This is a genomic window from Tardiphaga sp. 37S4, assembly GCF_021044645.1.
In the GTDB taxonomy this organism is placed as follows: domain Bacteria; phylum Pseudomonadota; class Alphaproteobacteria; order Rhizobiales; family Xanthobacteraceae; genus Tardiphaga; species Tardiphaga robiniae.
The window spans coordinates 5,727,728-5,749,721 of the sequence record NZ_CP088008.1 but is presented as its reverse complement, the minus strand read 5'-3'; the positions used below and the strand labels follow the sequence as shown (position 1 = coordinate 5,749,721).

The window sequence follows — 21,994 nt, the reverse complement described above, 5'->3', positions numbered from 1 at the left end:
CCCATTGCAAACTTCGACCGACGGAATGCAGCCCCTATGACAAGATCCTGGTCTCCCATCACAACTGTATTGGTGGCGGTTAGCGGAACGGCGGCGCTTCCGCAGTTTGCTGTAGCTGCGACCACGGAAGCGCTGCTGCCGCATAATCTGTCCCCATGGGGCATGTTCATGAACGCCGATATCGTGGTGAAGGCCGTGATGATCGGTCTTGCCATCGCCTCGCTGGTGACCTGGACGGTCTGGCTCGCAAAGACCATCGAACTCAACCGCGAAACACGGTCCGCCAAACGGCGGCTCGACATACTGGAAAGCGACACGACGCTAGCCCAGGTCGAGCGCGACAGCGCCGATGCCCGCGATCCCGTGGCCCAGCTCATTCATTCGGCGGTGCGCGAGACTGCCCTCTCCCATGGACTGTTCGATGACGGCTTCAAGGAGCGTATTGCGCTCCGGCTTGAGCGCGTCGAACAGGCAATGTCGCGCCGGATCTCCCGCGGCATCGGCGTCGTCGCAACGATTGGTGCGACTGCGCCCTTTGTCGGCCTGTTCGGAACCGTCTGGGGCATCATGAACGCCTTCATCGGCATTTCGGAAACCAAGACCACCAACCTCGCCGTCGTCGCGCCGGGCATCGCCGAAGCCTTGCTCGCGACAGCACTTGGTCTCGTCGCAGCCATTCCGGCCGTGGTGATCTATAACCAGCTCGTTCGCAACATCACGACTTACCGTGCGCTGCTCGGCGATGCCTCCGCGCAGGTCATGCTGCTGATGAGCCGCGATCACGGCCGTCGCGGCATGCCAATCTCGCGGGCGGCGGAATAGACCATGGCTGCAAGATTAGGTGGACGCTCAGGCGGCGGTGACGACCTCGAAGTCAACCACGAAATCAATGTGACGCCTTTCATCGACGTGATGCTGGTTCTGCTGATCATCTTCATGGTGGCAGCGCCGCTTGCAACGGTCGATCTCGGTGTCGACCTGCCGGCAAGCGCCGTCGAACCACAACCGCGTCCCGACAAGCCGGTCTTCGTCACCGTCAAGCCTGACCTGACGATCGCCGTCGGCGAAGACATCATCCCGCGCGATACGCTGAGCGGCACGCTGGATGCTGCGACCAAGAATAACAAGGACGAGCGCATCTTCCTGCGCGCGGACAAGGTCGTGAGCTATGGCGATCTGATGGAAGTGATGAACCTGCTGCGCAACGCAGGCTATCTCAAGATCGCGCTGGTCGGCCTCGACGGACGAACCTCCACGCCATGAACGTCTTTGCGCTACATGCGCCGACCGACAACGTCGGTCTTCGCTGGACCGGGTCGGCGATCGCTATCGTCGCGATCCATGCCGGCCTGATCGCCGCAGGAATCTGGTGGTACCATCAGCCAAACCCGCCGGGCGTTACGATGCCCACCATCATGATCGACATGGCGCCGGCCACCGCCGCGCCTGAAACGCAGCCGCTGGATATCGCCCCTGGTCCCGAGATGCAGCAGTCGGACGCACCGTCCGAGCCGCCGCCCGAACCGGTTCAGCAGAAGCAGGTGGAAGAACAGATCCCGCCGACGCCGCTAATGGAGAAGCCGGTCGTCGAAGCGCCGCCCGAGCAGAAGACCGAGCCGACGCCTCCCCCGCCCGAGCCTGCCAAGATCATTCCCGATCCGCCAAAGCCGGTGCCGGAAAAGCCCAAGCCGAAGCCGATACGCGCCGAGGTCAAGAAGAAGCCGAACGATACGCCGGCAGCGCCGCAGACCACTGCAGCACCGCGCGCAGAACGCATCGCGCCTGCGGCATCGGCGGCCGCTGCCGGTGCATCGAGGGCAGCGTCTGCGTCTTACAATCAGCTCGTTCAATCACACTTGCAGCGCTTCAAGCAATTTCCCCAGAGTGCACGCACCGGTCAGTCAGGCACGGCAGTCGTCAGGATCGCCTTTACACTCGATCGCAGCGGTCGCGTGCTGTCTTCTCGCCTCCTGGAATCGTCGGGAAATCAAGCGCTCGATGCCGAAACGCTCGCCATGGTTCGTCGCGCGCAGCCATTTCCGGCATTTCCGCCGGAGAAGACCGGCGGTACGGAAGCGTTCAACGTTCCGCTGCGATACGACCTTCGTTAGCAACCGAAGATCGTGATGCGCCGCGACCGGGCAGATGTCACTGCACGGGATTGGCGCGCTCGAACTGGCGCAGCAGTTTGTTGCCGCGCTCTGCTGCAGCGTCGAGGGCCTCCTGCGCAGGCTTCTTGCCGCTGAAGGCCTGCTCCAGCTCATCCTCGATGGCGTCACGGATCAGCGTGAACGAGCCGAGGCGCAATCCCTTCGAATTTTCCGTCGGCGCTTTGAGCGTGATCTGTTCGATGGATTTCACGGTGCCGGGGTTGCGGTCGTAGAAGCCCTGCTGGCGCGTGAGCTCATAGGCGGCGCGCGTGATCGGCAGGTAACCCGTCTTCTGATGCCAGGTCGCCTGCACTTCGGGCTGCGAAAGAAACGCAAAGAACTTCGCGATGCCCTTATATTCTTCGCGCGGGCGATCGCGCAGTACCCAGAGCGTGGCGCCCCCGATGATCGAATTCTGCGGCGCGGCCGTGACATCCGGCCAGTACGGCATCATGCCATAGCCGACCTCGAATTTCGCATTGGCGAGAATGTCGGCGCGGGTCCCCGACGAGCCCAGGAAAATGCCGCATTCGCTCTTCTGAAAGCGTGGCTCAGCCGCTGTCGCACGGCCGCTATAGTCGAAGACCTTGGTCTTCTGCCATTCGGCAAGTTGCGTAATATGCCTCACCATCAGCGGATTGTTGAAGGTGAGCACCGCATCCAACCCGCCAAGGCCATTGGACTTGGTCGCCACCGGAATGTTGTGGAATGCCGAGAAGTTCTCGACATTGATCCATGATGGCCAGGCCGTGGTGAAGCCGCAAACCGCGCCTGCCGTCCGCAATCGCTTGGCAGCGGCGCCGAGTTCGGGCCATGTCCGCGGCGGCTCGTCCGGATTGAGCCCGGCGGCACGGAACAGATCCTTGTTGTAGTAAAGGATCGGCGTCGACGCATTGAACGGGAAGGACAGCATGTTGCCGGCCATGTCAGTGTAGTAGCCCGTAATGGCTGGCAGATAGGCTGACGGATTGAACGCCTCCGCCTGGTCGCGCATCAGTTCGTAGACGGGATAGGTTGCGCCTTTGGCGGCCATCATGGTGGCCGTCGCGATTTCGTTGACCTGGACGATGGCCGGCTGGCTCCGGGACCGGAAGGCAAAGATCGCCGCCGTGACGGTTTCGGTATAGTTGCCCTTGTAGACCGGAACGATGCGATAGCCCGTCTGTGTGGCGTTGAAATCCGCGGCCAGCTTTTCGACGTGCCGGCCGAGTTCTCCGGACATCGCATGCCACCACTGAATGTCGGTGGCGCGTGCGGGCGTCGCCGTCTGGCTGACTGTCACCACGAGCGCGAGATATCCGAGCGCCGCCTTCAACTTCATTTCATTCTGCCCTTACAACGCCGTCGGCTGCCGGCCTGCTGTGCTAATCATTCTTGTTGGGAGGCCAAAGCTTCCGCCGCCCAATAAAATAATGATTCCATTATAGTTTTGATCGAAATTGCCCCGCACGGTGGCGTTCACCGGACACGATCTGCCGCAGCACTCTGTTGCGACTTCGCGGCGTTCGGTTCAATCGGGACTGCGCCAGTTCAACCAGTTGTTGCGGGTTAATAGCCAGCACCGCCTGTATTTGCTACATTGAACTGTCTCGCAACCTCAACGAAACTCTTTCAGACTAGAAAAAACGAATTGCCGGGTTGCGACGCACGGCTGTCTCACCGATTGAACCTTTCGCAAGGCCGAATGACACACCTGTGGTGACGAGCCCGCACAACGGAGTTTCTGAAGGACAGGACGAGCTGGCGGCGCGAGGCCGGACCGGCCTCGTCGCGGCTGTCCGTGCGATTCCGATCCGCTGGCGCATTTTGTCCATCGCAGCCCTGAACTCGGCGGTCGTCCTCGTCCTGGCGGGATTGATCTGGAGCGGCTCGCGGGTGTTGTCCTCCGCCTGGGACGACGTGCGCCAGGTCCGGCAGTCCGATCAGGTTCTGGCCCTGCTCGAGAGCGAGACCGGCCGGCTGCAGAACCTGATCCATCGTTATATCAATCAGCCCAGCCCCGAACTGTTCGCCGAAATCCTGCTGCTGCGCGAGGCTGTGCTTGGGACACTGAATACCCGTGCCTCGACCGACCCCATGCTGTCTGGCTCGGTCGCCGAGCTAGAACGCGTCACCGAGCGCTTCCTTAGCGGCTTCGGTGAATTGCGGACGCTTCAAACCACCATTGCCAAGACCTACGAAGAACAGGTGCTTGGGCCTGCCAAGGACATGGCGGGACTGTACTCCATCATCGAGGGCGCCACCGGCCAGCGCGACGCGCTGATCTGGCCGGCACTCGGCAAGTCGCGTGAGGCATTCACCGCGATGCTGGTCGCCGCCAACGCCTATTATCTGTCGCTGGCATCCGCCTCGGCCGAAGATGCACGCCGCAACACCGAGACGATCGAGCGTACTATCCCGGTCATGACCGACCTCGCCGACAATGATCTGCAGCGTATTGCGTTGCAGCGGCTCAAGGGACGCTCAGTTGCCCTCCGCCAGGGGCTCGCAAAACTGTCCGAACAACTCTCCAGCCGCACGGACCTGCTGCGCAATTCGATCGATGCCAGCCAGGCCGACACGATTGCTGCGATCGATGGCCTGTCCGTCAAGATGCGCCAGCGCGAGCAGTCCGCGCAGGCCACTTTCGACCGTACGCTGACGGCGATCTCCCGCAATGTCATGGTCATCGCGGCGGCCTTTCTTGGGCTGATCATCACCGCAGGCATCATCATCGCGCTGAGCATCCGCCTGCCGCTGCAGCAGATCATGGCCTCGATGCGGGCGATCACCTCAGGCGACTATGATCGCAAGGTCCAAGGCACGGCCGCCAAGGACGAGGTTGGCGCCATGGCCCGCGCAGTCGAGGTGTTCCGTGAGAACGCCGTCGCCAAGCGCGAAGCCGAGAACGAGCTGCGTGCATCGAAAGAGAAGGCCGAGAGCGCCTTGCTCGAACTAAATGCCGCACAGCAGAATTTGATTGACGCCGAACGGCTGGCCGCACTTGGCGGTCTGGTCGCCGGCGTGGCCCACGAGGTCAATAATCCGATCGGCATCAGCCTCACCGTGGCATCAAGCTTCGCGCGGCGCTCGGAAATGTTCGAGGCCGAGCTGCGCTCCAATGCCCCGCTGCGGCGCTCGCAACTGGAAGAATTCGTCAAGACGTCACGCGATGCGGCACAGCAACTGGTCGCCAACCTGCATCGCGCCGGCGAGCTTATTCAGTCCTTCAAACAGGTCGCCGTCGATCGTTCCCACGCCGAACGGCGGCAGTTCAGCCTGTCCGAGGCCACCGATCAGATCATCGCCAGTCTGCGCCCCGTCCTTAAGAAGGCTCCGATCACACTGACGGTCGACGTGCCGGACGGGCTGATGATCGATGGCTATCCCGGGTCCTACGGCCAGATCCTGACCAATCTGTTCCTGAATGCGGCCAATCACGCATTTCCGGACGGTAAACCCGGCGCCATCGCTATCACCGCCAAGCCGCGCGGCACCGACGATATCGAGATCAGCTTCTCCGACAACGGCGCCGGCATGAGCCCGGACGTCCAGCGACAGGCTTTCGACCCGTTTTTCACCACGCGCCGCAACGAAGGCGGCACCGGTCTCGGCCTCCACATCGTGTACAATCTGGTGACCCAGCAGCTGGGTGGCCGGATGATGCTGGAGTCAAGATTGGGACAAGGCACGACATTTCGCATTATCATGCCGCGGGCCGCCACTGGCGCCGCTGGATCATTTGACGGGACTACGCAATGGCCGACCAGGACGATGTCCTCTACCTGATTGAAGACTCCGGTGATGTCCCGGAAGAATCCAATAACCGAAAATGGAAGATCGCGGTCATCGACGATGACCAGGCCGTGCATGAGGGCACGCGCTTCGCGCTGAGCGATTACACCCTGAACGGCCAGTCGCTGGAAATCCTGTCGGCCTATTCCGCTGCCGAAGGCCAGGCCCTGATGCGCGAGCATACGGATATCGCAGCCGTACTGCTCGACGTCATCATGGAGACGGATGCGGCCGGCCTCGAACTGGTCGAGTTCATCCGCAACGAGCTGCACAACGAAACCGTCCGCATCATCCTGCGTACCGGCCAGCCCGGCCAGGCGCCGGAGCGCCGCGTCATCGTCGACTATGACATCAACGATTACAAGGCGAAGACCGAACTGACCGCCGACAAGCTGTTCACCTCGCTGACGGCCGCGCTGCGCAGCTATCAGCAACTCGAACGCATGGTGCAGACACGGCGCGGCCTCGAAATCATCATCGACGCCGCCTCGACGCTCTATGATTTCAAGTCGATGCAGCGGCTTGCCGAAGGCGTGCTGACGCAGATCGCCTCGCTGCTGAATGTCGATTGCGCCGGCATTCTGGTGCTGCGCGATGGCGGCGTTGTCGGCGACGACTATGCCGTCCTCGCCGGATCAGGCTGCTACAGCCGCTTCATGGGTACCGCCACCGCACAGTCGCTCGATCCGGACCTGCGCCAGATGGTCGAAGATGCCTTCAAGCGCCGCAAGCACGACTTCGCCGACCATCGGACGGCGCTCTATATTCGCACCGGCAGCGGCCGTGAGGTTGTCGTGCTGCTGCAGGCGGAGCGGCAATTGTCGGAGACAGATCGTTCTCTGGTTGAGATCTTCGGCAGCCGGCTGTCGATCGCCTTCGACAACGTGATCCTCTATCAGCAACTGCACGAGGCCAATACGCAGTTGGAAGACCGCGTGGCGCAGCGTACCCGCGCCCTGATGCAGGCCAATCGCCGGCTTTCCGCGCAGTGGCTGCGGCTGCAGCGCGCCAACGGCTTCAAGAACGAGATTCTGGGTACCGTCGCCCATGACCTGAAGAATCCACTCGGCGTGATCCTCGGCCGCACCGAGATGCTGACCGAGCTGATATCCGCGGGATCGCCGAAGGAAAACATCTCCGCGCAGGTCGATCACATTCGTGACGCCACCAAGCGACTGACCTCGATGGTCGATCACCTGATCTCCGACGCCATGGCGGACGCCTTCGATATCACCATCCGCCGTGAGCCGGTCGATCTGGCGACGCTGGTCCGGGACGTCGCTGAAGCGAATCGGCCGTCTGCGGTGAACAAGCAGCAGGACCTCTCCGTCTCGGCGCCGGATCACCACGATCTCACCATGTGCGATGCCGACCGGATGCGTGAAGCGATCGACAATCTCGTCAGCAACGCCATCAAATACAGCCCGATCGGCGGCAAGATCGCGCTGCTCATCACAGGCGATGCCGATTATGTCCGCATCAGCATCAGCGACGAAGGTCCCGGCCTGTCGCCGGAGGATCTCGACCGCCTGTTTGGTCGTTTCCAGCGGCTTTCAGCCAAGCCAACCGGTGGTGAAAGTTCAACCGGCCTCGGCCTGTCGATCGTCAAACGCATCATCGACATGCATGGCGGCGAGGTGAATGCACATAGCCCCGGCCAGGGCGCCACCTTCACCATCCTGCTGCCAGCCACCAGTGAGGGCCTGTCATGAGCCAGAGCCCGCATATCGTTATCGTCGACGACGAAGCGCCCGCCCGTGAGATGGTGGGCGACTATCTCAAGATGCACGGCTTTGCCGTAACCCTGTGCGACGGCGGCAAGAGCCTGCGCAGCGAGATCGAGACCAAGGTGCCGGATCTCGTGGTGCTCGACCTCAACATGCCCGAGGAAGACGGGCTCTCGATCATCCGTGACCTCAAGAGCCGCATCAATGTGCCGGTGATCATGCTCACCGCCACCGCAAGCCCGATCGACCGTGTCGTCGGCCTCGAACTCGGCGCCGACGATTACATCGCCAAGCCCTGCGAACTCCGCGAATTGATGGCGCGCATCCGCTCGGTCTTGCGCCGAAGCACGCCGGTGAAGGGGGCAGCAGCAGATGCAACGCCTGCCAAGGAGAACAAAGACCATCTCGTGCGCTTCGGCACGAAGTGGCTCGATCTGGAAGCGCAGGCCCTGCGTGATGATGAAGGCAACGAACATCCGCTGACGGCCTCCGAATTCGGCCTGCTCAAGGTATTCGCCGCCAATCCGAAGCGCGTGCTCTCGCGCGAACGGCTGCTCGAACTGGCCAATGCCCGCGATGCAGAGGCTTTCGACCGGGCGGTTGACCTACGGATCATGCGAATCCGCCGCAAGATCGAGCCCGATCCGACGAAACCCGCCGTGATACGTACAATTCGCGGCGGGGGCTATTTGTTCTCCCCGGTGGGCGACAAGGCCTGAGCACCCCTTTTGGAATCTATCTCATTCAATTTACACGCATTTCACCTCTGAATGTTTCGTCGATAACCCTGCGACGAAACAATTCTCCGGTTCCATGAAACCATTTTCCGCTTTTGAAGCAGACGCCCTGAAACCGGGGCTCCTTAACAATCCTCCCAACGAAGCCGCAACGCGGTCTCTTACGGGAGTTAGTCATGCAGAACGTCATCGCCCTCAATGCCGCCGGTCAGCAGGGTATCATTACGGCCCGCGCCACCTCGGACGAGATGCTGCTGGAGAATATTGCCAGCGGCGACCGCACAGCGATGCACACGCTTTATGCCCGGCACAATGTGCGGGTCTATCGCTTCGTTCTCCGCATGCTGCGTGACACGTCGGCGGCGGAAGATCTGGTCAGTCAGGTATTCCTCGACGTGTGGCGGACCGCCAGCCAGTTCGAAGGCCGCTCGCAGGTCTCCACCTGGCTGTTGTCGATCGCACGCTTCAAGGCACTGACCGCGCTACGCCAGCGTAAATATGAAGACATCGACCAGGACGATGTCATGGAAATCGCCGACCAAGCCGATACACCTGAGGCATCGCTCGATCGCAGCCGCACCAGCGCCATTCTTCGCGCCTGTGTCGCCAAGCTGTCGCCGGCGCATCGCGAGATCGTCAACCTCGTCTACTATCATGAGAAGTCAGTGGAAGAGGTCGCCGGCCTGATCGGCATCCCCGCGTCGACGGTGAAGACCCGCATGTTCTACGCCCGCAAGCAGCTCGCCGATCTCCTGAAGACCGCCGGCATCGACAGTATCGCAGCGTAATCTGCCGCGTTCCTTTTGCTCCAACGTTACAGACGTCAGTTCGCGTAAATCTCCCCACCTCCAGCGACCCGGACGGGATGCCCCCTTCCGGGTCGTATTCTGTTTGGAGCTACGGCTTTGTCATCGTCGGCGGACGCACGAGCTTCCGCATCGACCTGCGCAATACATCTGACAAAATTGGACAAATTGTCTACGAGTCCAACGGCGAACGCCAATGTGGGCAGATGGACAGCCTTTTCAAGACGTTGCCGAATCCGGGCGGCCAACTAACAAAGACCTCGCGCAGTTTCGCCCGCGCGCTCTGCATGATAGAACACGTCCAGACTACACATGGACGGATGCAGATGTTCGAAGGCTTTGACCCTGTCATACTAGCCCGAGCGCAATTTGCGTTCACGATGTCATTTCACATCATCTTTCCCGCGTTCTCCATCGGGCTAGCGAGCTATCTCGCCGTGCTCGAAGCGCTCTGGTTGTGGACCGGGCGCGACGTCTTCCTCAACCTGTTCAATTACTGGCTCAAGATCTTCGCCGTGGCCTTCGGTATGGGCGTGGTCTCGGGTATCGTGATGTCCTACCAGTTCGGCACCAATTGGTCGGCCTTCTCCGACAAGGCCGGACCGATCATCGGGCCGCTGATGGCCTATGAAGTCCTCACCGCTTTCTTCCTTGAGGCTGGCTTTCTCGGCGTCATGCTGTTCGGACTGAAGCGCGTCGGTCCAAGGCTGCATTTCTTCGCTACGCTGATGGTCGCGATCGGCACGTTGTTTTCGGCGTTCTGGATTCTCTCGGCGAATTCCTGGATGCAGACGCCGGCCGGCTACAGCATCAATGCTGCCGGCCAGTTCGTTGCGGCCGACTGGTGGAAGGTGATTTTCAATCCGTCCTTCCCGTATCGTCTCGTGCATATGGTGCTGGCGGCCTATCTCACCACGGCTTTCGTGGTGGGCGCGGTCGGTGCTTGGCATCTGCTCAAGGATACGCGCCTGCCCGGCCCGCGCGTGATGTTCTCCATGGCGATGTGGATGGCCACATTGGTCGCGCCACTGCAGATTCTTGCCGGCGATCAGCACGGCCTCAACACGCTCGAGCACCAGCCAACCAAGATCATGGCCATGGAAGGCCATTTCGAGAGCCATCCCCATGGCGCGCCGCTGATCCTGTTCGGTCTCCCGAGCCAGGCCGAAGGCAAAGTGAACTACGCCATCGAGATACCCAAGCTCGGATCGCTGATCCTGAAGCATGATCTCAATGCGCCGATGGCCGGGCTCGATACTGTTCCGCGCGAAAACTGGCCGCCGGTGCCGGTGACGTTCTGGTCGTTCCGCATCATGGTCGGCATCGGCTTTCTGATGCTGGGGCTGGGGCTGCTGAGCCTCTTCATGCGCTTCCGCGGCAAGTTCTATGAGTCGCGATTCCTGCATAGCTTTGCGCTGGCGATGGGACCGGCCGGCTTCATCGCCGTGCTGGCCGGCTGGGTGACGACCGAAACGGGGCGGCAACCGTTCACGGTGTTCGGCCTGCTGCGGACCAGCGACTCGGTCTCGCCGCTGGCGGCGCCAGCCGTTGCGTCGTCGCTGATCGCCTTCGCCATCGTCTATTTCCTGGTCTTCGCCGCGGGCACGATCTATCTGCTCCGGCTCATGGCCGCGCCGCCCCATCATGATGAGCAAGGCCCGGCCGGCGACGTCCCGAGTCGTGCGGCGGGCATTACCCCGGCTGTGGGTGCAACCGCATCGGGGCACGCGTCATGATCGATATCGCGGTCGTCTGGGCCTTCATCATCGCCTTTGCCGTGTTCGTCTATGTCGTGATGGACGGCTTCGATCTCGGCCTCGGCATGCTGTTTCCGCTGTTCCCGAAGAAGGAAGACCGTGATGTCATGATGAACTCGGTCGCCCCGGTCTGGGACGGCAACGAGACCTGGCTGGTGCTCGGCGGCGGAGGGCTGATGGCAGCGTTTCCGCTGGCCTATGCGGTGCTGATGCCGGCGCTCTATACGCCGATGATTGTGATGCTGCTCGGCCTCGTGTTTCGCGGCGTCGCTTTCGAATTCCGCTGGCGCACCACGCGCGAGCGCAATCTGTGGGACATCGCTTTCGCCGGCGGATCGCTGATGGCCACACTGGCGCAGGGCGTGGCGCTCGGCGCGATCCTGCAAGGCATCGTCGTCAATGGTCGCCACTATGGCGGCGGCTGGTGGGACTGGCTGACACCGTTCAGCGTCCTGACCGGCCTCGCACTGATGGCCGGCTACGGCCTGCTCGGTGCCACCTGGCTGGTGTTGAAGACCGAAGGCGCGTTGCGCGATCAGGCCTATCGGCTGAGCTGGTGGCTGCTATTCGCCATGCTCGCCGCCATCGGTCTCGTCAGCATCGCGACGCCATTTCTGGATGCCGAATATGCGCGGCGCTGGTTCGCCTGGCCCAACATCATCCTGACGGCGCCGGTGCCGATTGCGGTTGCTGCCATCACGGCGCTCTTGATGCGAAGCCTCGCGGCCAAACAGGATTACCGGCCGTTCTTCCTGTCGCTGGCGCTGTTCGCATTGTCCTATGCCGGATTGGGCATCAGCATGTGGCCCTATATCGTGCCGCGCAGCATCACCATCTGGCAGGCCGCGTCCCCCGACAACAGCCTGCATTTCATGAGCTACGGCGTCGCCGTGCTGGTTCCCATCATCCTCGGCTACACCGCCTGGGCCTATTACGTGTTTCGCGGCAAAGTTCGCGCCGGCGCGGGCTATCACTGATGACACCTGCGTCGCAGCAAAAGCCCGGCTCTTTGGGCAAGCGCCCGCTGCTACAGCGCCTGTTGTGGTTTGTTGCGCTGTGGCTGGGCGGCGTCGCCAGTGTGACCCTCGTCAGCTACGTGCTGCGACTGTGGATCGCACCGAAATAGACGCGGTGACCTTTAATCAAATCGTCACCCGCGGACGGCAAATATGCCGGCGACTCACGACGTCCGCCCGCGGACTGTCGCCATGCTCGTTGATTTCATGGTTCCCGTGATTTGGCTGGGATGATACAGAATATCGACGCGAAACCGGAGATGCCTGCGATGATCAACATCCGCCGCCTGCTTGGCTTTCAACTCGTTGCCGCAGCCAGCCTGATGTTGTCGATCACGCAAGGCCTCGCCCAGCAACCGCGCCCGGATGTCGGCGACGAGCCCGGGCTGATTGCCGACGACTCCGTTCAGCTTGAACCGGAATTCCAGAAGCAGATGGTGCTGTACCGCACCACCGAGGCACCGGGCACCATCATCATCGCGACCTCAGAGCGCCATCTCTATGTGGTGCAGGGCAATGGTCGCGCGCTGCGTTACGGCATCGGCGTCGGCCGCGACGGCTTCCAGTGGCAGGGTCTCTTGAAGATCTCACGCAAGGCGGAATGGCCGGACTGGACGCCGCCGCCGGAAATGATCGCGCGCCAGCCTTACCTTCCTCGCTTCATGGCGGGCGGCCCCGGCAATCCGCTCGGCGCCCGCGCGCTCTATCTCGGCGCCACCGTCTATCGTATCCACGGCACCAACCGGCCTGACACCATCGGCACCGCCGTATCGTCCGGCTGCTTCCGGCTGGTCAATGCCGATGTCGCCGATCTCTACGAGCGGATCCCGGTGGGCACCAAGGTCATCGTGCGGCAGAAGCCTGAAATCTGATCTGCGCCTCGCCGCGCAGCTCTTCGATCCAGTTTTTCTCTGACATATTTTTCTCTGACGACGGGGCGGACTTCGCATGGGGATGAAGCGGACTTTCACGACCGGGCTGGCCATCGGCCTGGTGGTTGCCACTGCAGTGGCTGCGGCTGCGATCACCTATGAGCGCTACGACACCAAGACGCTGAAGCGCACCGTCAAACGCGACGCAGTACTCTGCGGCGTCAATACCGGCCTGCCCGGCTTCTCGTCGCCGGATGCGCAGGGCACCTGGACCGGCTTCGATGTCGACTTCTGCCGCGCCGTCGCCGCTGCGATCTTCAACGATCCAAAGAAGGTGACCTTCGTTCCGCTCGACGCGTCGGATCGCTTCAAGGAGCTGCAGAGCCGCAAGGTCGATATCCTGTCGCGCAATTCCACCTGGAGCATGTCGCGCGAGACCAATTACGATCTCTATTTCCCGGCCGTATCCTATTATGACGGCCAGGGCTTCATGGTGCCGAAGTCTCGCAAGATCGATTCCGCATTGGAACTCGATGGCAGCAAGGTCTGCGTCCAGGACGGCACCACGACGGTGCTGAACCTCGCGGACTACTTCCGCAGCAACAACATCAAATATACCGAAGTGAAGTTTCCAAAGCTGGACGAAGTCCTGAAGGCCTATAATTCCGGCCAGTGCGACACCTTCACGGCGGATGCCTCGCAGCTCTATGCGCTGCGCCTGACCATGAGCAAGCCCGACGATCACTTGATCCTGCCCGACGTCATCTCCAAGGAGCCGCTGGCCCCCGTGGTGCGCCAGCGTGACGACGACTGGATGATGATCGTGAAGTGGACGCTCTATGCCATGATCAATGCCGAAGAGCTCGGCATCACCTCGAAGAACATCGACGAAGCGCTGAAGTCCAAGAAGCCCGACGTGATGCGGCTGGTAGGCACCGAAGGCGCCTATGGCGAAGACCTCAGCCTCTCGAAGGACTGGGCCGCCCGCATCATCCGCCATGTCGGCAATTACGGCGAAGTCTACGACCGCAATATCGGCGAAGGCTCGAAGCTGAAGATTCCGCGTGGGCTCAACCAGATCTGGAGCGCTGGCGGCATTCAATATGCGCCGCCGATTAGGTAGGCTGCTTCTTTCTAACCTCTCCCCGCTTTTGCGGGGAGAGGTCGACCCGGCAGAGCGCAGCGACGCCGGGGCGGGTGAGGGGCATGGCACAGGGCCAGCGCCAATCTCACACTCTCGAAGCAAAGAATTCCACGGGAAGCTTCGGCGCCCATCATCGGAGCGATCCGATGAACTGCCTATGAGGCGCGCGCCTGCCATGCCCCTCACCCGCCGCGAAGACGCGGCGACCTCTCCCCGCAAAGCGCGGGGAGAGGTTAAGAGCGCCCGCCTCAATAATTCTTCAGCCGCGCCAGTTGGTCCGCGTGATAATTGCTGTCCCCCAGCAATTCCTGGCAGACCCGCGCGCGCTTCATGAAGAAGCCGATGTCGAACTGGTCGGTCATGCCCATGCCGCCATGCATCTGCACGCCTTCCTGCACGGCCAGCGTCGCCGTGGTCCCGGCCTTGGCCTTGGCGACGGCAATCGCGGCCGGCGCCGTCGGTGCGCCGTCATCGATCAGCTGCAGTGCCTTCAGCACGGCCGCACGCGTGACTTCGATCTCGGTATAGAGATGCGCGGCGCGATGTTGAAGGGCCTGGAATTCACCGATCAGCTTGCCGAACTGCTTGCGCTCCTTGAGATAGGTCACGGTGCGGCCGAACACTTCGTCTGACAGCCCGACCATCTCCGCCGCGACGGCGCCGCGGCCGATATTCAGCACGCCATCCAGCAATGCCCCGCCCTGATCGACATCGCCGAGCACGCTGTCGGCGGTAACCTCGACATTGTCGAACGTGATCCGCGCTGCATTGTGCGAATCCACCATCGCGGTGCGCTCGAGCGCGATACCCTTGGCCTTCGGATCGACCAGAAACAGCGTGAGGCCGTCGCGCTCACCCGGCGCACCTGCGCTGCGCGCCGCGACGATCAGGAGATCGGCGGTGTGGCCATCGACGACAAAGGCCTTCGCGCCGTTCAGCTTGAAGCCATTGCCGGAGCGCGCGGCCTTCATCGCCGTTTGCAGCGGACGATGCTTCGCGCCTTCGTCGATGGCCAGCGCCGCCAGCAGCGCGCCATTGGCGATTTTTGTCAGGTATTCCGACTTCTGCGCGTCGCTGCCCCGATTCAGCGCCGAGACGCCCAGCACAGCCGTGGAGAAGAATGGCGACGGCATCAGCGTGCGGCCGATCTCTTCCATCACGACGCCGGCTTCGACGGCGCCGAGCCCGCTGCCGCCGAACGCGTCCGGCACCAGCAATCCGGCAAATCCCATCTCGGAAAACGCGCGCCAATAGTCGCGCGAGAACCCGGTCGCATCCTTGCTATCGCGGAGCTGCCGGAAATGGCTGACCGGCGCCTTGTCGCCGATAAAGCCGCGGGCACTGTCGCGCAGCATGGTCTGTTCTTCGTTGAGGAGGAGAGGCATGGGTGTGATCCAATGATGAGGCGGTCTGGCGACCAAATTGATCCTAGCTCAGTCCTCATGGTGAGGAGGCGCGAAGCGCCGTCTCGAACCATGAGATGGAGTGCACCACCATCCTTCGAGACGCGGCCTTCGGCCACTCCTCAGGATGAGGGCAGAGTGAAATTCACGCCCCCGGCAAATCCAGAATGCGTTTGGCAACGATCCCCAGCATCACCTCGCTGGTGCCGCCTTCGATCGAATTCGCCTTGGTACGCAGCCACGCCCGCGGACGTGCGCCTTCATGCGAGCGCTGGCTTTCCCATTCCAGTGCATCGATGCCGCCCGATGACATCAGGATTTCATGGCGGCGCTTGTTGAGTTCGGTGCCGTAATATTTCATCGCCGACGAAAACGCCGGATGCGCCTGCCCCGCCTTCGCCAGATCGACCGCGCGCTCGGCCGCGCAGGCCAATGCGGCCTCGTCGACTTCGAAACTTGCGATTTGTCCGCGCAGCATCGCATCGTCGAGGCGGCCCTGTTCGTCCGCCCCGATGGAGTCGGCAGCCACCTGGCCAAGCGGTCGGCCGGCGCCGCGCTCGCCCATGCCAGAGATCATCGCACGCTCGTGCTGCAGCAGGTATTTCGCCACGTCCCAGCCGCGATCGACAGTGCCGAGCACATGCGACTTCGGCACGCGGACGCTATCGAAGAAAGTTTCGCAGAAGGGCGACTTGCCGGAGATCAGCAGGATCGGCTTGGTGGAGACACCTTTCGACGTCATATCGAACAGGATGAAGCTGATGCCGTCATGCTTCTTGCCGGACGCGTCCGTACGCACCAGGCAGAAGATCCAGTCGGCATAGTTCGCATAAGACGTCCAGATCTTCTGACCGGTGATGAGATAGTCATCGCCGTCGCTCTCAGCGCGCGTTTGCAACGAGGCCAGATCGGAGCCGGCATTGGGCTCGGAATAGCCCTGGCACCAGCGGATCAGGCCCGCGGCGATCTTCGGCAGATGCTCCTGCTTCTGGGCGTCGGTGCCATATTTCAGCAGCGCCGGCCCGAGCATGGAAATGCCGAACGACACCAGCGGCAGACGGGCGGAGATCGCAGCCATTTCCTGGCGCAGGATCTTCGTCTGTTCGCCGTCGAGGCCGCCGCCGCCATATTCCTTTGGCCAATGCGGCACGGTCCAGCCCCTGTCGCGCATCCGTTCGAACCAGATCCGCTGCGGCTCGGATGAGTACTTCGCATTGCGACCGCCCCAGAACGTATCCTCGTCCGAGCTCATCGGCTTGCGCATCTCCGGCGGGCAATTGGCCTCAAGCCAGGCGCGCGTCTCGCTGCGAAATTGATCGAGATCCGACATCAGCGTTTCCATCCATTTTGTGCGCGGGATGCCGAGCATCCGCAATGTTGTTGGGCGAAGCTTACTCGCCACTTCGTGGAATTCAATGGCCTGCTGCAAAGCGGAAGTAGTCAGGCTCGCCATTCCGGTGTATCGCCAAAGGACAACGAGCAAAAACACACGAGGAAACAACATGCGTCTCAAGTGGCTTTCGCCTGGCGAAATGTCTCCCGACCAGAAGTCCATCTATGACGAGTCGATCGCCAGCAAGCGCGGACGCCCGCCGGAGCCGATGATGGCCTGGCTCGCCAGCCCGAATATGGCCCGGCACGCGACCCGCCTCGGCGCGTTTCTGCGCTACGACACCACGCTGACGCCGGCGCATGCCGAGCTGGCGATCCTCGTCACCGCACGGCACTGGACCGCGCATTTCGAATGGTACGCCCACAAGAAGATGGCGCTGGACGGCGGTCTCGATCCCGCCGTCATCGAAGACATCAAGAACCGTCGTACGCCGAGTTTCAGCGAGAAGAAGGCGCGGGTGATCTATGACGTCGCCAAGTCGCTGCACGAGGCACAGGGCCTGTCCAAGCCGCTCTATGACGAAGCCACCGAGACGCTGGGCGCCCAGGGCCTCGTCGAGATCATCGGCCTGTGCGGCTACTACGCCATGGTCTCAATGACGCTGAACACCTACGAATTCGGCCTGCCGGACGGGCTGGTGTCCGAGCTTGCATAGCCGACGTCCCTTGGGATGAGTAAAGCGCGGCGAAACCCATCAATCCAATTCCCGGAAACGATGGGTTTCGCGAAGACGCTCTACCCTTCCTGCGATCGCGTGACTAGATCGTCCCGAGCGTCACACCATTCAGGAGCTTCGACATGCCCGACCCCACCACGCCGATCCCCGCAGGCACACGGATCGGGCATGTTCACCTGAAGGTTGCCGATCTTGATCGCGCGCTCGGCTTTTACCGCGACGTCCTCGGCTTTCAGGTCAAGCAACGCTATGGCGATCAGGCTGTCTTCATCGCCGCCGGCGATTACCATCACCACATCGGCCTTAACACCTGGGAGAGCAAAGGCGGCCAGCCGCCGGCGCCCGGCACGACAGGTCTTTTCCATACCGCGATCCTGTATCCCACCCGCGCCGCATTGGCCGACGCGCTACACCGCGTGCTCTCGGCCGGCATACAGCTTGACGGCGCCAGCGACCACGGCGTCAGCGAAGCGCTGTATCTGCGCGACCCTGACCAGAACGGCGTCGAGTTATATTGGGATCGGCCGGAGGCGGAGTGGCCACGGAGTGGCGATGGCGGGATTGCGATGTTTACGAAGCGGCTGGATGTTGAGGAGCTGCTGAAGCAGCGGCAGACATAAACTCAGTCCTCATCCTGAGGAGCCGCGCCCTTCGCGCGGCGTCTCGAAGGATGTGCCAAGCGGCTCATGGTTCGAGACGGCGCTACGCGCCTCCTCACCATGAGGTGAGAGCTTTGCTCTTTCGCCCCCGCACCATGATCAACACGGCTGCGGCCACCTGCAACGCCATGCAGACATAAAACGGCACGGCGTAACTGCCCGAAAGATCGCGCAGCCAGCCGACAATGCCCGGACCGAAAGCGTAAGTGACCTGCGTCGCCGCCGTGATCAGGCTGACCAGCACCCCGAACGAGCGTGCGGCAAATTCGCGCTGCACGATCAGCGCCGGCAGCGTGATCAGGTTTCCAACCGAAAAGCCGAACAACGCGCAGGCAAAGAACACCAGCGCCTCATTGCGCGAATTGATGATGATCGCAAGCGCCGTCGCCTGGCTGAGAAACGACAGCGCCGATGCCAGTCGCTGATTGAGCCGGTCGATCACTGTCGAGAACAAGACGCGGCCAACCACCGCCATCAGTGTCAGCAGCGATACCGCGGCCGCCGCGCGCTCGCGGCCGATCACCGGATCGAGAAACGAGATCAGGTGCACGATGAAGCCGACCTGCGCAAATAATCCGAACGCAAAAGCAATGGTGAGCGTCAGGAACGCCACGTCGCGCATTGCCTCCGCGCGAATGCGTGTCGACGATGGCGCGCTGGCCGTAGCGGCAACACCGTCCGGTGTGGCGGATGCTGCGCGATGCGGCGGATGGCCGACGAAGATGATGATCACCGGGACGAGCAGCACAAGCATCGCGATCGCTGCTGCGATAGTCGCGCCGCCAAAGCCGAATGCATTGCTCGCCGTCACCATCAGAGGCACGCCGACGATGCCGCCGAAACTCGCGCCATTCAGCGCAAGACTGATGGCCATACCGCGCTTCTTGTCGAACCACAGACCGAGCGTGTTGGTGATGGCGCCGAGACTGGTGCCGGCCCAGCCGAATGCGAGCAGCACATTCACCGCATAGAGCTGCCAGGGCGACGTGATCTGTCCGAGCAGGATGGTGGCAAACGCCATCACGCCGACGCCGGCCAGCAAACAGTTGCGCGGCCCGAGCGCGCGCATCGCTTCGCTTACGAATGCGACCAGCAATGCGCCGACAAGATAGAAGAAGGTCGTGGCCGTTGCGATGGTCGAGGCCGGCCAGCCATGCACGCGCTGAAGTTCCGCGAGATAGACGCTCTGGCCATAGAAGCCGAGCGCCCAGCCGAATGTCGCGAGCAGGAAACAAACACCGACGATACGCCAGCCGTCGTAACGAGCGGATGTCTCGTCATTTACCTCGGGCTTCTTCGGCCCAGTCGGAGTCGCGTCCATTCCGGATCTGCTTTCATTACGTTTCGTCCATCATGCTGCTCTGCGACAACACGCCGCGCTGATGTACCACCGTGATTAGAATTAACCACCCGTTTTACGGGCCAAAACGCTTTTGGATTAACTTCACAATCAAGCCATTCAAATCTTCACACCCTTGGCAGCTGCATTCGGCAGCGCCATATGGTATCGTATTGGATATGGAGGATTTTGAACCGTGAATGCGCTCGCCGAAGTGACTGAACAGACCGACCGCTCGCTCCTGATCGTGGAGGACGACAAGCCGTTTCTGGAGCGTCTTTCGCGTGCAATGGAAACGCGCGGCTTCACGGTCACATCCTGCGACTCCGTTTCCGAAGGTCTCGCCCAGATCAGCAAGTCAGCACCCGCTTTTGCTGTGGTCGATCTTCGTCTCGGTGACGGCAACGGCCTCGATGTCGTGTCGGCGCTGAAGCAGCAGCGCCCCGATGCGCGCGCCATCGTGCTCACCGGCTATGGCAACATCGCCACCGCCGTGACAGCAGTGAAGATGGGTGCCGTCGACTATCTGTCGAAGCCGGCCGATGCCGATGACGTTGTTGCAGCGCTGCTCGCGATCGACAATGACAAGTCCGAACTGCCGAACAACCCGATGTCGGCCGACCGCGTGCGCTGGGAACACATCCAGCGCATCTATGAGATGTGCAACCGCAACGTCTCGGAAACCGCACGTCGTCTGAACATGCATCGCCGTACGCTGCAGCGCATTCTCGCCAAGCGCGCGCCGCGCTGAGCCTTCTTTAAAAGCTAGATTTCGTTCGGCCAGGCTGCATGACCTTGAGGGTCGTGCAGCCTGTTCAGTCTGTGCGCCGCGGTCATCGCGAAGCGCAGCATCATGCCCTTGCGCGTCGGCGCCGGGAGACGATGCTCCGGTGCATCGCAATGAACATGCGCGCCATAGGCATCCGCCACGATCAGGCCTGTGTCAGCGGGAAAAATCTCGCACGGCAGATCCTGCGTGAAGGCGAAGAACAGCCGGTCGCAATGCGCGCGATACTCGGGCCATTTCTGATCAGCCCGCAAATCCTCGATCGATGACTTGATCTCGACAATCCAGACATCGCCGCGTTCGTTCAGCGCAACCAGATCCGCACGCCGTCCGGATGGCAGCGGCAATTCGCTGACGCATGAGAATCCCAGCGACCGCAGCAGCCTTGTGGTTCCGCGCGCAATGGCCAGTGCCGTCTCCGACTGGCGGCGATCGAAAATCAGCGCGGGGGTGTGAACGGCGTTCGATTCCATGGCGACAAACTTAGCCGATTTCGGCGGGGCCGCACATCACGTCTCCCGCCGGTCGGCCGTATGAATGTCGCAAGCGGCCACAAGTTTTCCGCAAGCGACGACGTGCGCCGAAAATCATCGCTGCAGCCCGGATTACGGAGACATCTCATGAGCTTAGCCCATCTCGGTCGCGTCGTTCTGCTCGCGGCTGCCGCAACTTTGCCGCAAGCGATTTTCGCCGGTTCCGCACAGGCCAAGCCGACCGTCGAAGTCGCCTTCGTGCTCGACACTACCGGTTCCATGAGCGGCCTGATTGAGGGCGCCAAGCGCAAGATCTGGTCGATCGCGACCACCATCCTCGACAGTAATCCCGACGCCGACATCCGCATGGGTCTCGTCGCCTATCGCGACATCGGCGACGACTACGTGACCAAGACCTTCGACCTCACCCCCGACATCCAGGATCTCTATGGCAACCTGCTGCAGGTCCGGGCGCAGGGTGGCGGCGATTGGCCGGAAAGCGTCAACGAGGCGCTCGATGTCGCCGTCAACAAGCTGCAATGGACCAAGGGTAGCGATGTCAGGCGTATCGTCTTCCTGGTCGGCGACGCACCGCCGCATATGGATTATCAGCAGGACACGAAATACACGACCACGCTCGAAGTCGCGAAGCAGAAGGATATCATCGTCAACGCTGTTCTGGCAGGCGCTGCCCGCGATACGGAGAAGGTCTGGCGCGACGTTGCCCAGCGCGGCGACGGCCGTTTCATCGCAATCCCGCAGGATGGCGGCCAGATCGTCATCATCGAGACACCCTATGACGAAGAGATCATCATCCTGCAGAACGACATCAACAAGACGGTGATCCCCTACGGCCCCCGCGCGCTGCAGAAGCACACCGAGAACAAGACACGACAGCTCTCGGAAGTCGCAGCGGCGGCGCCCGCCTCGGCAACGGATATGGCGAGCTACATCAACAAGCGCGCGAAAGTGTCGTCGGAAGCCGTCACCGGCGGCGGCGACCTCGTCAGCGACGTGTCCGCCGGCAAGCAGAAGCTCGACAGCGTGAAGGAAGATGAATTGCCTGAGGCCATTCGCAAATTGTCGCCGCAGCAGCGCGCCGATGAGCTCGGCAAGCAGATGAAGGATCGCAAGGCGCTGAACGACAAGCTGACCGCGCTGGTGGCCAAGCGTGATGCCTACCTCATGACCCAGCGCGACAAGGCGCCGGCCAAGGCGTCGTCCTTCGATCGCGAGGTGGAGGCGACGTTGAAGGTGCAGTTGAAGAAGTAGAACGCGGTC

General features: G+C 61.9%; 21 protein-coding genes. 16 read left to right on the top strand and 5 right to left on the bottom strand.

The genetic code is table 11. The features are described 5' to 3' along the window. Positions 1 to 36 precede the first annotated feature (36 nt). Genes exbB through LPB73_RS27315 form a run of 3 tightly spaced genes read left to right on the top strand, consistent with a single transcriptional unit; the run spans position 37 to position 2,111 of the window. Complete coding sequence (gene exbB, locus LPB73_RS27325; RefSeq protein ID WP_231078810.1) at positions 37 to 822, top strand: tonB-system energizer ExbB; 786 nt, start codon at positions 37 to 39, stop codon at positions 820 to 822. Between the two features lie 3 nt (positions 823 to 825). Then, positions 826 to 1,263 (top strand): TonB system transport protein ExbD, encoded by a 438-nt coding sequence (exbD, locus tag LPB73_RS27320; protein WP_116659928.1) that lies wholly within the window; start codon positions 826 to 828, stop codon positions 1,261 to 1,263. Further along, entirely contained in the window at positions 1,260 to 2,111 is an 852-nt protein-coding gene (locus LPB73_RS27315) for a TonB family protein (protein WP_231078809.1), read from the top strand. Before exbD ends, LPB73_RS27315 begins: the two co-directional genes overlap by 4 nt. 37 nt (positions 2,112 to 2,148) lie before the next feature. On the opposite strand, the gene ugpB is transcribed toward LPB73_RS27315, so the two are convergent. Next, the gene (ugpB, locus tag LPB73_RS27310) at positions 2,149 to 3,471 is read right to left on the bottom strand and encodes a sn-glycerol-3-phosphate ABC transporter substrate-binding protein UgpB (protein ID WP_093757612.1); all 1,323 of its coding nucleotides are present in this window, start codon (positions 3,469 to 3,471) and stop codon (positions 2,149 to 2,151) included. 419 nt (positions 3,472 to 3,890) lie between these two features. Between ugpB and LPB73_RS27305 the strand changes: the two genes are divergently transcribed. The 9 genes from LPB73_RS27305 to LPB73_RS27265 all read left to right on the top strand — a co-directional run bounded on the left by LPB73_RS27305 (position 3,891) and on the right by LPB73_RS27265 (position 13,962). Then, positions 3,891 to 5,918, top strand: a complete 2,028-nt coding sequence (locus LPB73_RS27305) for a sensor histidine kinase (protein ID WP_231081267.1) — start codon at positions 3,891 to 3,893, stop codon at positions 5,916 to 5,918. Beyond that, positions 5,888 to 7,636, top strand: coding sequence for an ATP-binding response regulator (locus LPB73_RS27300; RefSeq protein ID WP_175369165.1), 1,749 nt, complete (start codon positions 5,888 to 5,890; stop codon positions 7,634 to 7,636). Before LPB73_RS27305 ends, LPB73_RS27300 begins: the two co-directional genes overlap by 31 nt. After that, positions 7,633 to 8,370, top strand: a complete 738-nt coding sequence (locus tag LPB73_RS27295; RefSeq protein ID WP_231078808.1) for a response regulator — start codon at positions 7,633 to 7,635, stop codon at positions 8,368 to 8,370. Before LPB73_RS27300 ends, LPB73_RS27295 begins: the two co-directional genes overlap by 4 nt. A 194-nt stretch (positions 8,371 to 8,564) precedes the next feature. After that, positions 8,565 to 9,176 (top strand): sigma-70 family RNA polymerase sigma factor, encoded by a 612-nt coding sequence (locus tag LPB73_RS27290; RefSeq protein ID WP_093757615.1) that lies wholly within the window; start codon positions 8,565 to 8,567, stop codon positions 9,174 to 9,176. Positions 9,177 to 9,520: 344 nt separating this feature from the next. Beyond that, positions 9,521 to 10,930: a cytochrome ubiquinol oxidase subunit I gene (locus LPB73_RS27285; RefSeq protein ID WP_231078807.1), complete on the top strand. Its 1,410-nt coding sequence runs from the start codon at positions 9,521 to 9,523 to the stop codon at positions 10,928 to 10,930. After that, positions 10,927 to 11,928, top strand: coding sequence for a cytochrome d ubiquinol oxidase subunit II (gene cydB, locus LPB73_RS27280; RefSeq protein ID WP_089263497.1), 1,002 nt, complete (start codon positions 10,927 to 10,929; stop codon positions 11,926 to 11,928). Before LPB73_RS27285 ends, cydB begins: the two co-directional genes overlap by 4 nt. Continuing rightward, positions 11,928 to 12,077: a DUF2474 domain-containing protein gene (locus LPB73_RS27275; protein WP_231078806.1), complete on the top strand. Its 150-nt coding sequence runs from the start codon at positions 11,928 to 11,930 to the stop codon at positions 12,075 to 12,077. The genes cydB and LPB73_RS27275 overlap by 1 nt, the downstream gene beginning before the upstream one ends. A 159-nt stretch (positions 12,078 to 12,236) precedes the next feature. Next, on the top strand, positions 12,237 to 12,839 hold the full coding sequence (locus LPB73_RS27270; protein WP_089263709.1) for a L,D-transpeptidase: 603 nt from the start codon (positions 12,237 to 12,239) through the stop codon (positions 12,837 to 12,839). An 82-nt stretch (positions 12,840 to 12,921) separates the two neighbouring features. Beyond that, positions 12,922 to 13,962: an amino acid ABC transporter substrate-binding protein gene (locus LPB73_RS27265; RefSeq protein ID WP_086936948.1), complete on the top strand. Its 1,041-nt coding sequence runs from the start codon at positions 12,922 to 12,924 to the stop codon at positions 13,960 to 13,962. A 269-nt stretch (positions 13,963 to 14,231) separates the two neighbouring features. On the opposite strand, the gene LPB73_RS27260 is transcribed toward LPB73_RS27265, so the two are convergent. Both LPB73_RS27260 and LPB73_RS27255 read right to left on the bottom strand, forming a co-directional pair. Next, a complete protein-coding gene (locus tag LPB73_RS27260) occupies positions 14,232 to 15,368 on the bottom strand; it encodes an acyl-CoA dehydrogenase family protein (RefSeq protein ID WP_175369170.1) in 1,137 nt (378 codons plus the stop codon). A gap of 163 nt (positions 15,369 to 15,531) precedes the next feature. Beyond that, the gene (locus LPB73_RS27255) at positions 15,532 to 16,716 is read right to left on the bottom strand and encodes an acyl-CoA dehydrogenase family protein (protein ID WP_231078805.1); all 1,185 of its coding nucleotides are present in this window, start codon (positions 16,714 to 16,716) and stop codon (positions 15,532 to 15,534) included. A 172-nt stretch (positions 16,717 to 16,888) separates the two neighbouring features. Here LPB73_RS27255 and LPB73_RS27250 point away from each other — a divergent pair, with 172 nt between their 5' ends. Next, positions 16,889 to 17,434, top strand: a complete 546-nt coding sequence (locus LPB73_RS27250; RefSeq protein ID WP_231078804.1) for a carboxymuconolactone decarboxylase family protein — start codon at positions 16,889 to 16,891, stop codon at positions 17,432 to 17,434. A gap of 143 nt (positions 17,435 to 17,577) precedes the next feature. Beyond that, complete coding sequence (locus LPB73_RS27245) at positions 17,578 to 18,075, top strand: VOC family protein (RefSeq protein ID WP_231078803.1); 498 nt, start codon at positions 17,578 to 17,580, stop codon at positions 18,073 to 18,075. A gap of 94 nt (positions 18,076 to 18,169) precedes the next feature. Here LPB73_RS27245 and LPB73_RS27240 read toward each other — a convergent pair whose 3' ends face one another. After that, positions 18,170 to 19,435 (bottom strand): MFS transporter, encoded by a 1,266-nt coding sequence (locus LPB73_RS27240; protein ID WP_231078802.1) that lies wholly within the window; start codon positions 19,433 to 19,435, stop codon positions 18,170 to 18,172. A gap of 214 nt (positions 19,436 to 19,649) precedes the next feature. Between LPB73_RS27240 and LPB73_RS27235 the strand changes: the two genes are divergently transcribed. Further along, positions 19,650 to 20,204, top strand: a complete 555-nt coding sequence (locus LPB73_RS27235) for an ActR/PrrA/RegA family redox response regulator transcription factor (protein ID WP_089263491.1) — start codon at positions 19,650 to 19,652, stop codon at positions 20,202 to 20,204. A gap of 14 nt (positions 20,205 to 20,218) precedes the next feature. On the opposite strand, the gene LPB73_RS27230 is transcribed toward LPB73_RS27235, so the two are convergent. Further along, complete coding sequence (locus LPB73_RS27230; protein WP_089263490.1) at positions 20,219 to 20,713, bottom strand: MmcB family DNA repair protein; 495 nt, start codon at positions 20,711 to 20,713, stop codon at positions 20,219 to 20,221. Positions 20,714 to 20,860: 147 nt separating this feature from the next. Here LPB73_RS27230 and LPB73_RS27225 point away from each other — a divergent pair, with 147 nt between their 5' ends. Further along, complete coding sequence (locus tag LPB73_RS27225) at positions 20,861 to 21,985, top strand: vWA domain-containing protein (RefSeq protein WP_231078801.1); 1,125 nt, start codon at positions 20,861 to 20,863, stop codon at positions 21,983 to 21,985. Positions 21,986 to 21,994: the final 9 nt, after the last annotated feature.

Coding starts and splice junctions, on each gene's coding strand:
- LPB73_RS27295 (WP_231078808.1), top strand. CDS start 7,633: ATGAGCCAGAGCCCGCATATCGTTATCGTCGACGACGAAGCGCCCGCC.
- LPB73_RS27250 (WP_231078804.1), top strand. CDS start 16,889: ATGCGTCTCAAGTGGCTTTCGCCTGGCGAAATGTCTCCCGACCAGAAG.
- cydB (WP_089263497.1), top strand. CDS start 10,927: ATGATCGATATCGCGGTCGTCTGGGCCTTCATCATCGCCTTTGCCGTG.
- LPB73_RS27230 (WP_089263490.1), bottom strand. CDS start 20,713: ATGGAATCGAACGCCGTTCACACCCCCGCGCTGATTTTCGATCGCCGC.
- LPB73_RS27225 (WP_231078801.1), top strand. CDS start 20,861: ATGAGCTTAGCCCATCTCGGTCGCGTCGTTCTGCTCGCGGCTGCCGCA.
- LPB73_RS27260 (WP_175369170.1), bottom strand. CDS start 15,368: ATGCCTCTCCTCCTCAACGAAGAACAGACCATGCTGCGCGACAGTGCC.
- LPB73_RS27245 (WP_231078803.1), top strand. CDS start 17,578: ATGCCCGACCCCACCACGCCGATCCCCGCAGGCACACGGATCGGGCAT.
- LPB73_RS27285 (WP_231078807.1), top strand. CDS start 9,521: ATGTTCGAAGGCTTTGACCCTGTCATACTAGCCCGAGCGCAATTTGCG.
- LPB73_RS27255 (WP_231078805.1), bottom strand. CDS start 16,716: ATGTCGGATCTCGATCAATTTCGCAGCGAGACGCGCGCCTGGCTTGAG.
- LPB73_RS27275 (WP_231078806.1), top strand. CDS start 11,928: ATGACACCTGCGTCGCAGCAAAAGCCCGGCTCTTTGGGCAAGCGCCCG.
- exbB (WP_231078810.1), top strand. CDS start 37: ATGACAAGATCCTGGTCTCCCATCACAACTGTATTGGTGGCGGTTAGC.
- LPB73_RS27240 (WP_231078802.1), bottom strand. CDS start 19,435: ATGGACGCGACTCCGACTGGGCCGAAGAAGCCCGAGGTAAATGACGAG.
- LPB73_RS27270 (WP_089263709.1), top strand. CDS start 12,237: ATGATCAACATCCGCCGCCTGCTTGGCTTTCAACTCGTTGCCGCAGCC.
- LPB73_RS27315 (WP_231078809.1), top strand. CDS start 1,260: ATGAACGTCTTTGCGCTACATGCGCCGACCGACAACGTCGGTCTTCGC.
- exbD (WP_116659928.1), top strand. CDS start 826: ATGGCTGCAAGATTAGGTGGACGCTCAGGCGGCGGTGACGACCTCGAA.
- LPB73_RS27300 (WP_175369165.1), top strand. CDS start 5,888: ATGGCCGACCAGGACGATGTCCTCTACCTGATTGAAGACTCCGGTGAT.
- LPB73_RS27290 (WP_093757615.1), top strand. CDS start 8,565: ATGCAGAACGTCATCGCCCTCAATGCCGCCGGTCAGCAGGGTATCATT.
- ugpB (WP_093757612.1), bottom strand. CDS start 3,471: ATGAAGTTGAAGGCGGCGCTCGGATATCTCGCGCTCGTGGTGACAGTC.
- LPB73_RS27265 (WP_086936948.1), top strand. CDS start 12,922: ATGAAGCGGACTTTCACGACCGGGCTGGCCATCGGCCTGGTGGTTGCC.